Source organism: Streptomyces sp. NPDC101393, assembly GCF_044767385.1.
GTDB lineage: Bacteria > Actinomycetota > Actinomycetes > Streptomycetales > Streptomycetaceae > Streptomyces.
Window position 1 is genome coordinate 146,763 of sequence record NZ_JBIWNU010000010.1, and the last position, 14,171, is coordinate 160,933.

Consider the following 14,171-nt stretch of genomic DNA (forward strand, 5'->3'; position numbering starts at 1 on the left):
ATGGACCAGGAACAGAAGCTCCGCGACTACCTGAAGCGGGCCGGCTCCGATCTGCGGCGCTCGCGGCAGCGGGTGGGCGAGCTGGAGGCGGCTGCCCGCGAGCCGATCGCGATCGTGGGCATGAGCTGCCGCTTCCCGGGAGGCGTCAGCAGCCCCGAGGAGCTCTGGTCCCTGCTCGCCGCCGACGGGGACGGCATCACGGCATCCCCCGCCGACCGTGGCTGGGAGCTGTCGGCGGAGGACGTGGGGGAGTTCTCCGGCGGATTCCTGCACGACGCGGCCGAGTTCGACGCCTCCTTCTTCGGGATCTCCCCTCGCGAGGCGCTCGCCATGGACCCGCAGCAGCGACTGCTGCTGGAGTCCTCCTGGGAAGCCTTCGAGCGGGCCGGCATCGACCCGGCGGCCGTCCGGGGCTCCAGGACCGGCATGTTCGTCGGCGCGATGCCCCAGGAATACCGGGTGGGCCCGGACGACGATGTGCAGGGCTTCGGCCTGACGGGCACCGCCACCAGCGTCCTCTCGGGCCGGCTCGCGTACTTCTTCGGGGCCGTCGGGCCGGCGGTCACCGTGGACACCGCCTGCTCGTCCTCCCTCGTGGCCCTGCACCTGGCCGCGCACTCCCTGCGCCAGGGGGAGTGCTCCCTGGCGCTGGCCGCCGGCGTCACCGTGATGTCCAGCCCCACCACCTTCGTGGAGTTCAGCCGCCAGGGCGGGCTCTCCGCCGACGGGCGCTGCCGCTCCTTCGCCGACGCAGCCAACGGCACCGGCTGGGCCGAGGGCGTGGGCGTCCTGGTCCTGGAGCGCCTCTCGGAGGCACGCCGCAACGGGCACGAGATCCTCGCCGTCATCCGGGGCTCCGCCGTCAACCAGGACGGCGCCTCCAACGGGCTTACCGCGCCCAACGGCCCCTCCCAGCAACGGGTCATCGAGCAGGCGCTGGTCAGCGCGCGGCTCTCGGCCGACGAGATCGACGCCGTCGAGGCGCACGGCACCGGCACGACCCTGGGCGACCCGGTCGAGGCGCAGGCGCTGCTGGCGACCTACGGGCAGGGCCGCGACGCCGACCGCCCGCTGCTGCTGGGCTCCGTCAAATCCAACCTCGGCCACACCCAGGCGGCGGCCGGCATGGCCGGCGTCATCAAGATGGTGCTGGCCATGCGGCACGGTCTGCTCCCGCGCACCCTCCACGTGGATGCGCCGTCCTCGCACGTCGACTGGACGCAGGGGGCCGTACGCCTGCTCACCGAGCAAGCCCCCTGGCCCCAGGGTGAACGGCCGCGCCGGGCCGGCGTCTCCTCGTTCGGACTCAGCGGCACCAACGCGCACACGATCCTGGAGGAAGCCCCGGCCGCCCCGGCCCCCGAGGGCGGCCAGGAGGGCACGGAGACACCGGCCTCGGGGACCGGGGCGGCGGGCGTCGTCCCATGGCTCGTCTCAGGGCGCACCCGCGAGGCGTTGCGTGCCCAGGCGGCGCGGCTGCTCGACCACCTCGCGTCCCACCCCCAGCTCGCGCCCGTGGACGTGGCCCACTCCCTGGCCACGGCACGCGCGGGCCTGGAGCACCGTGCCGCGTTCACCGCGGCCGACCTGGACCGGGCCCGCGCCGCCCTCACCGCGCTCGCCGACGGCGCGCCGGCCCCGGGCCTGGTGCAGGACACCGCCAGGACACGCTCCAAGCTGGCCTTCCTCTTCGCCGGACAGGGCTCCCAGCGGCCGGGCATGGGGCGTGAACTGGCCGCCCGTTTCCCCGTCTTCGCCGCCGCCCTCGACGAGGTCCTCACCCACCTCGACCAGGGTCTCGAACGGCCCCTGAAGGACGTGCTGTTCGCCGCCGAGGGCACGCCCGAGGCCGCCCTGCTCAACGAGACCGGCTACGCCCAGCCCGCGCTGTTCGCGATCGAGGTCGCGCTGTACCGCCTCGCCGAGTCCTTCGGCATCAAGCCGGACTTCCTCGCCGGGCACTCCATCGGCGAGATCGCCGCGGCGCATGTGGCCGGTGTCTTCTCCGTGGCCGACGCCGCGGCCCTGGTGTGCGCCCGTGGCCGCCTCATGCAGGCGCTGCCCGAGGGCGGCGCCATGGTGTCCCTCGAAGCGACCGAGGAGGAGGTCCGGCCCCTGCTGGAGGACCGGCAGGACCGCCTCTCGATCGCCGCGGTCAACGGGCCCGCCGCGGTCGTGGTCGCCGGCCGGGCCGACGACGTCACCGTCACCGCCGAGCACTTCGCCGCGCTGGGACGCAAGACCAAGCGGCTGCGTGTCTCACACGCGTTCCACTCCCCCCTCATGGAGCCCATGCTGGAGGAGTTCCGTACGGTCGTCTCCCGGCTCACACCGCAGGCGCCCGTGCTCCCGGTGGTCTCCGGCCTGACCGGCACCCTCGCCACGGTGGAGCAGCTGACCTCCGCCGACTACTGGGTGGACCACGCCCGGCACGCCGTACGGTTCGCCGACGCCCTCGCCTGGCTCGACGGCCACGGCGCCGCCACCTTCCTGGAGCTGGGCCCCGACGGCGTCCTGTCCGCCATGGCCCAGACCTGCCTGGACGCGGCCGGCACCGCCGACGGTGCCGACGCCGTCGGCGCCGCTGACGGTGTTTCCGCGACGCTCGCTGTGCTGCGGCCGGGCCGCCCCGAGGCCGATACCCTCACCGCCGCGCTGGCGGGTCTGCACACCCGCGGTGTGGCCGTCCAGTGGGAGCCCTACTTCCAGGGCACCGGTGCACGACGCGCCGACCTGCCCACCTACGCCTTCCAGCGCCGCCGCTACTGGCCCAAGAGCGTGCCCGCGACCGGCGGTGACGTGCGCGCCGCCGGCCTGGGCGCGGCGCACCACCCGCTGCTGACCGCTGCCGTGTCGGTCGCCAATTCCGACGGCTTGCTGTTGACCGGCCGGCTGTCGCAGCGCACCCACCCCTGGCTCGCCGACCACGCCGTGCGCGGCACCGTGCTGCTGCCGGGCACCGCCTTCCTGGAGCTGGCCGTGCGCGCCGGGGACGAGGCCGGCTGCGGCCGGGTGGAGGAACTCACCCTGGCCGCCCCGCTGGTGCTGCCCGAGGAGGGCGGCGTCCAGGTGCAGGTGTGGGTGGGCAGCCCGGACACGTCGGGCCGTCGCGCCGTGAGCGTCCACTCCCGCCCCGACGGGCCGGAGGAACTCCCCTGGACCCAGCACGCCGTCGGCGCCCTCGTCGCCGACGAGCACCGCGTGAGCTTCGACGCCACCGTCTGGCCACCTGCCGACGCGCATCAGCTGGACCTCGACGGCTTCTACGACCGTATGGCCGACACCGGCTTCGGTTACGGCCCCCTGTTCCAGGGTCTGCGCGCCGCCTGGCGCAGCGGCGACGACGTCTACGCCGAGGTGACGCTGCCGGAGACGGGCGGCGCCGACGCCGCGTCGTCCGCGTCGTCTGCGGTGTTCGGGATCCACCCGGCGCTCCTGGACGCCGCACTGCACGCCGCGGCCTTCCTCGACCTGGGCGAGCACGCCCCCGGCGGCCTGCCCTTCGCGTGGCAGGACGTGACCCTGCACGCCGGCGGGGCGAGCACGGTCCGCGTGAAGCTGACCCCGGCCGACGACGGTGCGGTGGCGATCGCCGTCGCCGACACCACCGGCGCCCCCGTCGCCTCCATCGGCTCGCTGGTCCTGCGGACCATGTCCGACGGACGGCTGAACGCCTCCGACTCCCTCGCCCGTGACGCGCTGTTCGAGCTGCGCTGGACCGAACCGCGCCAGGCCGCACAGGAGGCGCCCGCCTCGGTCGCGATCCTCGGCCCGGACCTCTTCGGCCTGGAGCCGGCCCTCTCGTCGCCGGACGTCACGGTCTCCGCGTGGTCCGGCGTGGACGCCGCCGCCCACGTTCCTGACGTGGTCCTCGCACCCGTCGCCGGTGCCACCGATGACGAGGTCGTCACCTCGGTGCACGCGCGCACCGCCCACGTCCTGGAATGCCTGCGGACCTGGCTGGAGGACGAGCGCTGCGCCGCGTCCCGGCTGGTCTTCGTCACCCGTGGCGCGGTCGCCACCGACGGCCTGCAGGCGCCGGACCCGGTGGCCGCCGCCGTCTGGGGCCTGGTGCGGGCCGCCCAGAGCGAACACCCGGACTGCTTCGGGCTGTTGGACCTCGACCCCGACACCGCCGAGCCCGCCGCGGAGCCGCTCAGGCGAGCGCTGGCCCTGGACGAGCCGCAGACCGCCGTCCGAGGCGCCGCCGTGCTCGCCGCGCGGCTCGCCCGCGCCCAGGCGTCGCCGACCGGAACGGAGTGGGACCCCGAGGGCACCGTGATCCTCACCGGGGCCACCGGCGGCCTGGGCCGCACACTGGCCCGGCACCTGGTCGCCGAGCGCGGCGTACGGCACCTGCTCCTCGCGAGCCGCCGCGGCGCCGACGCCGACGGCACCGCGGAACTCGTGGCCGAACTGGCCGGGCACGGCGCGCAGGTGGCCCTCACGGCCTGCGACCTGGCCGACCGCGCCGCCGTACAGCGGCTGCTGGCCGGGGTGCCCGCCGAGCATCCCGTCACCGCCGTCGTGCACTGTGCCGGCGTCCTCGACGACGGCGTGATCGAGTCGCTCACCCCCGAGCGGATCAGCGCCGTCCTGCGACCCAAGGCCGACGCCGTCTGGCACCTCCATGAGGCCACCCGGGACCTGGACCTCGCCTCCTTCATCGTCTTCTCCTCCCTCTCCGGCACCGTCGGCGCGGCAGGACAGGGCAACTACGCCGCCGCCAACGCCTTCCTCGACGCGCTTGCCCAACTGCGCCGCTTCCAGGGGCTGCCGGGGCAATCCCTGGCCTGGGGCCCGTGGGCGCCCACCGCCGGAATGACCGGCGGCCTGACGGACGAGGACCTCGACCGCCTGGCCCGTATGGGCACGCCCGCGCTCACCGAGGAACAGGGCATCGCCCTCTTCGACGCGGCCACCGCCACGGACGCCGCTGTCCTGCTGCCGACCCGGTTCGACCTGTCCGTCCTGCGCGTCCAGGGTGAGATACCGCCGCTGTGGCGTGGCTTGATCCGCACCCCGGCCCGCCGCGCGGTGGTCTCGGGCTCGGAGGCCGCCGTCACCCTCGTACAGAAGCTGTCGCGGCTGGAGGAGGCCGATCGCCGCGAGGTGGTGCTCGACCTCGTGGCCGGCCAAGTGGCCGCCGTACTCGGGCACTCCAGTACCACCGACATCGACGCGCGGCGCCCGCTGCGGGACCTGGGCTTCGACTCGCTGACCGCGGTGGAACTGCGCAACCGGCTCAACTCGGCCACCGGCCTGCGCATCGCCGCGACGGTCATCTTCGACTACCCGACCGTGGATGCCCTCGCCGCGCACCTCCTCGCCGGGCTCATGGGCTCCGAAGCCGCCGCCGCGGCCGGTGCCCCCGCCGGCACCGCCACCGACGACGACCCCATCGTCATCGTCGGCATGGGCTGCCGCTACCCGGGCGGCGTCGCCTCGCCCGAGGACCTGTGGCGGCTGGTCAGCGAGGGCACCGACGCCATCTCGGGCCTGCCCACCGACCGGGGCTGGGACCTGGACGCGCTCTACGACCCGGACCCGGACCGCACCGGTACCTCCTACTCCCGCTTCGGCGGATTCCTGCACACCGCCGCCGACTTCGACCCCGCCTTCTTCGGCATGAGCCCCCGTGAGGCCCTGGCCACCGACTCCCAGCAGCGTCTGCTCCTCGAAGCGTCCTGGGAGGCCATCGAGCGGGCGGGCATCGACCCGGTGTCGCTGCGCGGCAGCCAGACCGGCGTCTTCGCGGGCGTGATGTACAACGACTACGCCACGGCTCTGTCCGGCGGGCAGTTCGAGGGCCACCAGGGCAGCGGCACCGCCCCGAGCGTCGCCTCCGGACGTATCTCCTACACCCTCGGGCTCGAAGGCCCCGCTGTCACCGTCGACACCGCCTGCTCGTCCTCGCTGGTCGCCATGCACTGGGCGATGCAGGCACTGCGCGCGGGGGAGTGCTCGCTCGCACTGGCCGGCGGCGTCACGGTCATGTCGACGCCGGGCGCCCTCATCGAGTTCTCCCGCCAGCGCGGACTCTCCCAGGACGGTCGCTGCAAGGCGTTCTCCGACGGCGCCGACGGCGTCGGCTGGGCCGAGGGCGTGGGCGTGCTCGTCCTGGAACGGCTCTCCGATGCCCGCCGCAACGGGCACCGGGTCCTGGCCGTCGTACGCGGCTCCGCCGTCAACCAGGACGGCGCCTCCAACGGCCTCACCGCCCCCAACGGCCCCTCCCAGCAGCGGGTGATCCGGCAGGCGCTGGCCGCCGCCGGTCTGTCCGCCACGGACGTCGACGCGGTGGAGGGCCACGGCACCGGCACCACCCTCGGTGACCCCATCGAGGCCCAGGCCCTGCTCGCCGCCTACGGCCAGGACCGCGACGCGCAGAGCCCGCTGCTGCTCGGTTCCGTGAAGTCCAACATCGGCCACACCCAGGCCGCGGCCGGTGTCGCCGGCGTCATCAAGATGGTCATGGCCATGCGCCACGGCACGCTGCCCCGCACCCTGCACGCCGACGAGCCGTCCTCGCACGTGGAGTGGGACTCCGGAGCGGTGCGCCTGCTCACCGAGGAGACGCCCTGGCCGGAGTCCGACCGGCCGCGCCGCGCCGCTGTCTCCTCCTTCGGCTTCAGCGGTACGAATGCACACCTCATCGTCGAGGAGCCGGCAGCCGCTCCCGACCCGCGCGAACAGCCGGCGCTCACCCCGGCCGTCGTGCCCTGGACGCTGTCGGGCACGAGCCGGGCCGCGCTGCGGGACCAGGCCGCCCGCCTGCGGTCCTTCCTCGACGAGCGCCCCACCCTCGACCCGGCCGACGTCGCGCTCTCCCTCGCCACCACCCGCTCGGCCTTCGACCAGCGCGCCGTCGTCACCGGCGACCGCGACGAACTGCTGGCCGCGCTGGCCCACCTGGCCGCCGACCGCCCCGCCGCCGCGCTCACCGAGGGCGAGATCGGCGGGACCAGGAAGCTGGCCGTGCTGTTCGCCGGCCAGGGCAGCCAGCGCCCCGGCGCGGGCCGTGAACTCGCCGCCCGCTTCCCCGCGTTCGCCCAGGCACTCGACGAGGTGACCGCGGCCCTCGACCCGCACTTGGACCGCCCCCTCAAGGACATCCTGTTCGCCCCGGAGGACAGCACCGAGGCGGCGCTGCTGGACCGCACCGAGTGGACCCAGCCGGCCCTCTTCGCCATCGAGATCGCGCTCTACCGACTGCTCCGCACCTGGGGGATACGCCCCGACGTCCTGCTGGGCCACTCCGTCGGAGAGATCGCCGCCGCGCACGTCGCAGGCGTCCTCACCCTCCCTGACGCGGCCCGCCTGGTCGCCGCGCGGGCACGGCTGATGCAGGCACTGCCCGGCGGCGGCGCCATGATCTCCTTGGAAGCCACCGAGGACGAGGCCGCACCGCTGCTCGCCGGGCGCGAGCACGAGGTGTCCCTCGCCGCCGTCAACGGCCCCCGCGCCGTCGTCGTCGCCGGAGAGCCGGCCGCGGTCGAGGAGATCGCCGCCCACTTCGCCGCACAGGGCCGTAAGACCAAGCGCCTGAAGGTCAGCCACGCCTTCCACTCGCCACTCATGGAGCCCGCGCTCGACGGCCTGCGCGAGGTCGCCGCGCAGCTCAGCTACGGCGCGCCGGAGCTGACCGTCATCTCCGGCCTCACCGGACGGCCCGCCACCGACGACGAACTGCGCTCCCCGGAATACTGGGTCGCGCACGCGCGCGGCACCGTCCGCTTCGCCGACACCGTGCGTGCCGCGCACGCCTGTGGCGCCGACACCTTCCTCGAAATCGGCCCTGACAGCGCGCTGTCGGCCCCCGCCCAGGACACCCTGGGCGATGAGACGGACACGGACTTCGTGGCGCTGCTGCGCGCCGGGCGGGGCGAGGAACGCTGTGCGGCCACCGCCCTGGCCCGCCTGCACGTACGCGGCGCGGTCGTCGACTGGCCCGCCTACCTCGCCGGCACCGGGGCACGCACGGTCGACCTGCCCACCTACGCCTTCCAGCACGAGCGCTACTGGCCCGAGCCGGCCCCGGCCCGCCTTGCGCCGGCCGCCGCCGACCCCGCGGACTCCGAGCTGTGGGGCGCCGTCGAACGCGGCGACGCCGCGGAGCTTGCCGCGCTCCTGGGGCTGCGCGACGAACAGCACGCCTCCCTGTACGCGCTGCTGCCCGCACTGTCGTCCTGGCGACAGCACCGGCAGGAGAAGGCGCTGCTGGACTCCACCCGCTACCGCGTCGCCTGGCGGCCCGTGAAGGCGAGCGCCGCGCCCGTACTCGAAGGCACCTGGCTGCTCGTCACCGCCGACGGCATCGACAGCGACGAGATCCTTGACGCGCTGCGCGGCCACGGCGCCCAGTTCGAGCCCCTCGTCCTGGACGAGGCCTGCCTCGACCGCGGCCACCTCGCCGACCGGCTCGCCGCCGTACGCGATCAGGACCGGCCCCTTACCGGCGTGCTGTCCCTGCTCCCGTTGGCCGACCGGCCCGGGACCGAGCCCGGCGCTCAGCCGCCCACCGGGTTCGCGCTCAGCCTCGTCCTGACCCAGGCGCTCGCCGACACCGGCCTCGCCGCGCCGCTGTGGACCCTGACCCGCGGCGCCGTCACCACCGGCTCCGGCGATCCGCTCACCAACCCGCTTCAGTCGGCGGTCTGGGGCCTGGGGCGGGTCGCCGCCCTGGAGCAGCCGCAGCTGTGGCGCGGCCTGATCGACCTGCCGGCCGCCCTCGACGCGCCCACCACCCAGCACCTCGTCAGCGCCCTCGCGGCACAGGGCGGCGAGGACCAGATCGCCATCCGCGCCACCGCGGCGCTCGGCCGGCGCCTGGTCCGCCACCCGCAGGCCGAACTGCCCCCGGCCGACGCGTTCACCGCGCGCGGCACCGTGCTCGTCACCGGCGGCACCGGAGCGCTCGGCGCCGAGGTCGCGCGCTGGCTCGCCCGCAGCGGCGCCGACCACCTCCTGCTCACCAGCCGTCGCGGCCCCGACGCCCCCGGCGCCAGTGAACTGGCCGCAGAAATCGAGGAATTGGGCTCCCGCGTCACCCTCGCGGCCTGCGACACCGCCGACCGCGCCGCACTCGCCGCGCTGCTGGACTCCGTACCGGACGAACACCCGCTGACCGGCGTCGTGCACGCCGCGGGTGTCGGCCAGGCGACCGCCCTCGCCGACACCCCGCTGGCGGACGCCGCGCAGGCGATGGCCGCCAAGCTGCTCGGCGCGGCCCATCTCGACAGCCTCCTGGACGGCCACGACCTGGACTTCTTCATCCTGGTCTCCTCCATCGCGGGAGTGTGGGGCAGCGCGGGACAGAGCGCCTACGGCGCCGCCAACGCCTACCTCGACGCCCTCGCCGAGCACCGCGCGGCCCGCGGCCTGCCCGCCACCTCCGTCGCCTGGGGCCCCTGGGCCGAGGCCGGCATGGCCACCCACGAGGCCGTCACCGACGAACTGCACAAGCGCGGGCTGCGCTTCCTCACGCCCGCGACCGCCCTCGCCGAACTACGGCGCGCCGTCGTCCACAAGGACGTCACCGTCACCGTCGCCGACATCGACTGGGAGCGCTACCACCCCGTCTTCACCTCCACCCGCCCCAGCGCCCTCTTCGACGAACTGGCCGAGGTCCAGGCCCTCGTACGCGCCCAGGGCGTGAGCGCCGCGCCCGAATTCGCGACGCGCCTGCGGGGCCTGGACGAGGACGAGCAGCAGCGGCTGCTGGCCGACCTGGTGCGGGCCGAGGCGGCCATCGCCCTCGGCCACGACTCCGCGGACGCCGTCTCGGAGCGGCGGGCCTTCCGCGACGCAGGCTTCGACTCGCTGACCGCCGTGGAGCTGCGCAAGCGGCTGGCCGCCCTCACCGGCCTGGCCCTGCCCGCCACCCTCGTCTTCGACTACCCGACTCCCGCCACCCTCGCCCGCCACCTGCGCGAGGAACTTCTGGGCACCGGCGGCGAACCGGCCGCTCCCGCAGCCGCGGCGGCGTCATCGGGCCGCTTCGACGAGCCCATCGCCATCGTCGGCATGAGCTGCCGCTTCCCCGGCGGCGTCCGCACCCCGCAGCAGTTCTGGGAGCTGGTCTCCCAAGGCGTTGACGCGATCTCCGACTTCCCCGTCAACCGCGGCTGGGACACCGGCCTCCACCACCCCGACCCGGACAACCCCGGCACGACGTACTCCAGCCAGGGCGGATTCCTGCACGACGCGGGCGAGTTCGACGCCTCCTTCTTCGGCATCTCGCCACGCGAGGCACTGTCGATGGACCCCCAGCAGCGGCTGCTGCTGGAGACCACCTGGGAGGCGTTCGAGTACGCCGGAATCGACCCCGCCACCGTCCACGGCACCCCGACCGGCACCTTCATCGGCTCCACCTACCAGGAGTACGGATTCGGCGTCGAGGACGGCTCCGCCGGCCACCTGGTGACCGGCACCAGCCCCAGCGTGCTCTCCGGGCGCCTGGCCTACCTCTTCGGCCTCGAAGGACCGGCGGTCACCGTCGACACCGCCTGCTCCTCGTCCCTGGTCGCCCTGCACCTGGCCTGCCAGTCGCTGCGCAACGGCGAGAGCTCCCTCGCGCTCGCCGGCGGCGCGACCGTGATGACCAACCCCAACCCGTTCGTCGCCTTCAGCCGGCAGCGGGCCCTGGCCGGCGACGGCCGCTGCAAGGCGTTCTCCGACGGCGCAGACGGCATGACCCTCGCCGAAGGCGTCGGCATCCTCGTCCTGGAGCGCCTCTCGGACGCCCAGCGCAACGGCCACGAGATCCTCGCCGTCGTCCGCGGTTCCGCCATCAACCAGGACGGCGCCTCCAACGGCCTGTCCGCCCCCAACGGCCCCTCCCAGCAGCGCGTCATCCGCCAGGCCCTGGCCAACTCGGGGCTCGCCCCGGCGGACATCGACGCCGTCGAGGCCCACGGCACCGGCACCGCCCTCGGCGACCCCATCGAGGCCCAGGCCCTGCTCGCCGCCTACGGCCAGGACCGCGCGCCGGACAACCCGCTGCTGCTGGGCTCCGTGAAGTCCAACATCGGCCACACCCAGTCAGCGGCCGGCGTCGCCGGCGTCATCAAGATGGTGCTGGCCCTGCGCCAAGGAGAGCTGCCGCGCACCCTGCACGCGGACACCCCCTCCAGCCACATCGACTGGACACCCGGCACCCTCGCCCTGCTGAACCAACCCGCCCACTGGCCCGAGGGCGAGCACCCGCGCCGCTGCGCGGTCTCCTCCTTCGGCATCAGCGGGACCAACGCCCACACCATCCTCGAAGAGGCCCCCCACCCGAGCGAGGCGACCCCCGCGCCGTCGGTGCCCCCGGCCGGCGACGCCCTCCCCTGGGTGCTGTCCGCCCGCGCCCCGGGCGCGCTGCGCGCCCAGGCGGCCCACCTCGCCGCCCACCTCGACGGCGAGCAGGCACCCGGCGCGCTGGACGTCGCCCACAGCCTGGTGGCCTCGCGCACCCTCTTCGACCACCGCGCCGTCGTCGTCGGCACCGACGACCGGACCCGGCGGACAGCCCTGGACGCCCTCGCCACCGGCGGCTCCGCCCCGGGCGTCGTCCAGGGCACGGCCGACACCGACGGCAAGACCGTCTTCGTCTTCCCCGGCCAGGGCTCCCAGTGGGTCGGCATGGGCGCGCGGCTCCTCGAGGAGTCCCCGGTCTTCGCCGAGCGGCTGACCGAATGTGCCACCGCCCTCTCGGAGTTCGTCGACTGGTCCCTGCTCGACGTGCTGCGACAGACCGAAGGCGCGCCGACCCTGGACCGCGTCGACGTGGTCCAGCCCGCCTCCTTCGCCGTCATGGTGTCGCTGGCCGCCCTGTGGTCCTCCCACGGCATCACCCCCGACGCCGTGGTCGGCCACTCCCAGGGCGAGATCGCCGCGGCCGCCGTCGCCGGGGCGCTCTCCCTGGAGGACGCGGCCCGCGTCGTCGCGCTGCGCAGCCAGGCCATCGCCCGCGGGCTGGCCGGATCCGGCGGCATGCTGTCGGTTCCGCTGCCCGTCTCCGACGTCGAACAGCGCCTCGCCGGGACCGCCGGGTACCACGACCTGTCGATCGCCGCCGTCAACGGCCCCCGGTCCGTCGTCGTCTCCGGCGCCGTCGCGCCGCTGGACGCCCTGCAGGCCGAGCTGGTCGGCGAGGACATCCGCGCCAAGCGCATCGCCGTGGACTACGCCTCGCACTCCGCACAGGTCGAGAGGGTGCGGGACGAACTGCACGAAGTCCTCGCACCGGTGCGCCCGCGCCCCGCGCAGGTGCCTTTCTTCTCGACCGTGACCGGCGACTGGCTGGACACCACCGTCATGGACGCCGGCTATTGGTACACCAATCTGCGGCAAACCGTCCGCTTCCGGCCCGCCATCGGCGAACTCCTGGCCCAGGGCCACCACTTCTTCATCGAGGTCAGCTCCCACCCGGTACTCGCCATGGGTATCCAGGCGACCGCCGAGGAAGCCGGCGGCGCGGCCGTGGTGCTCGGCACGCTCCGGCGCGACGCGGGCGGTACCGACCGCTTCCTGACGTCCCTCGCCGAGGCCTTCGTACGAGGTGCGAGCGCCGACTGGGCCGGTGTCCTCACCGGCACCGGCGCCCGCCGCGTGCCCCTGCCCACGTACGCCTTCCAGCGCGAGCACCTGTGGGCGATCCCCGACCGCTCCCAGGACCGGCCCGAAGCGGACCCCGCGGACGCGGAGTTCTGGACGGCGGTCGAGGAGGAGGACGTCGAAGCGCTGGCCTCCAGCCTGCGCCTGGACCGCACCTCCCTGGCCCCGGTCCTCCCGGCCCTCTCGCACTGGCGCAAGCGCCGACGCGACCTGACCACTGTGGACTCCTGGCGCTACCACGCCACGTGGAAGCCGCTGACCGGCCTGCCCACGGCGGCCCTGACCGGCAGCTGGCTCGTCGTCGCCCCCGAAGGGGCCGACACCGACGCCCTCACCGGTGTGCTCGCCGCCCACGGCGCCCACCCGCGCACCCTCGTCCTGGACGACGCCTGCGCCGACCGCGCGACCCTGGCCGCGCACCTGACCGACCTCGGCGACGCGGCGGACCTCGCGGGCGTGGTGTCCCTGCTGGCCGCGGCCGAGGGGACGAGCGCGACGCATCCGGCGCTCACCCGCGGGCTCGCTCTGACCCTCGCGCTCGTCCAGGCACTCGGTGACGCCGGAGTCGACGCACCCCTGTGGTGCCTGACCCAGGGAGCCGTCTCCACCGGCCGCGCGGACCGGCTGACCCACCCCGACCAGGCCCAGATCCTCGGCCTCGGCTGGACCGCGGCGCTCGAACACCCGCAGCGCTGGGGCGGCCTGGTCGATCTGCCCGAGCGGCTCGACCAGCGGGCCGGAGAGCGGCTCGCCGCCGTCCTGACCGGCCGCAGTGGCGAGGACCAACTCGCCCTGCGCGCCTCGGGTGTCCTCGCCCGCCGCGTCGTCCGCGCCGCCGGTGCCACCCCGGCCCCGGCGAACCCCTGGACGCCGAGGGGCACCACCCTCGTCACCGGCGGTACCGGCACCCTCGCCCCGCACCTGGCCCGCTGGCTCGCCCAGCAGGGCGCCGAGCACATCGTGCTGACCAGCCGCCGCGGCCCGGCGGCGCCCGGCGCTGACGAACTCGTCCAGGAGCTTGCCGAGTCGGGCTGCGAGGCCGGCGTCGTCGCCTGCGACCTGACGGACCGCGACGCGGTCGCCCGGATGCTCGCCGACCTCGCGGCCGAGGGCCGTACGGTACGCACCGTCGTCCACACCGCCGTCACCATCGAGCTCGCGACGCTGGACGAGACGACTCCCGACGACTTCGCGAAGGTCATGGACGCCAAGGTCACCGGCGCCCGGCACCTGGACGAACTCCTCGGCGACGACCTCGACGCCTTCGTCCTGTACTCCTCCACCGCCGGAATGTGGGGCAGCGGAGCCCACGCCGCCTACGTCGCCGGCAACGCTTACCTGAACGCCCTGGCCGAACACCGCCGCGCCCGCGGCGCCCACGCCACCGCCGTCTCCTGGGGCATCTGGGCCGACGACCTCAAGCTCGGCCGCGTCGACCCCGGCCAGATCCGCCGTAGCGGACTGGTCTTCATGGACCCCCAGCTGGCCCTCACCGGCCTGCGGAAGGCCCTCGACGACGACGAGACGGTCCTGGCCGTCGCGGACGTGGACTGGGAGCGCTACTACCC

General features: G+C 74.8%; 1 protein-coding gene (only partly in view). It reads left to right on the forward strand.

All coding sequences use genetic code 11. The annotated features are described in order from the left end of the window. A protein-coding gene (locus ACIRQ7_RS29975) for a type I polyketide synthase (RefSeq protein WP_404265755.1) crosses the window boundary here: on the forward strand, positions 1–14,171 show its 5' end (the start). Its footprint extends 14,323 nt past the window's final position; 14,171 of the gene's 28,494 nt are visible here — the first part of the coding sequence; its start codon is at positions 1–3; the stop codon falls past the right edge of the window.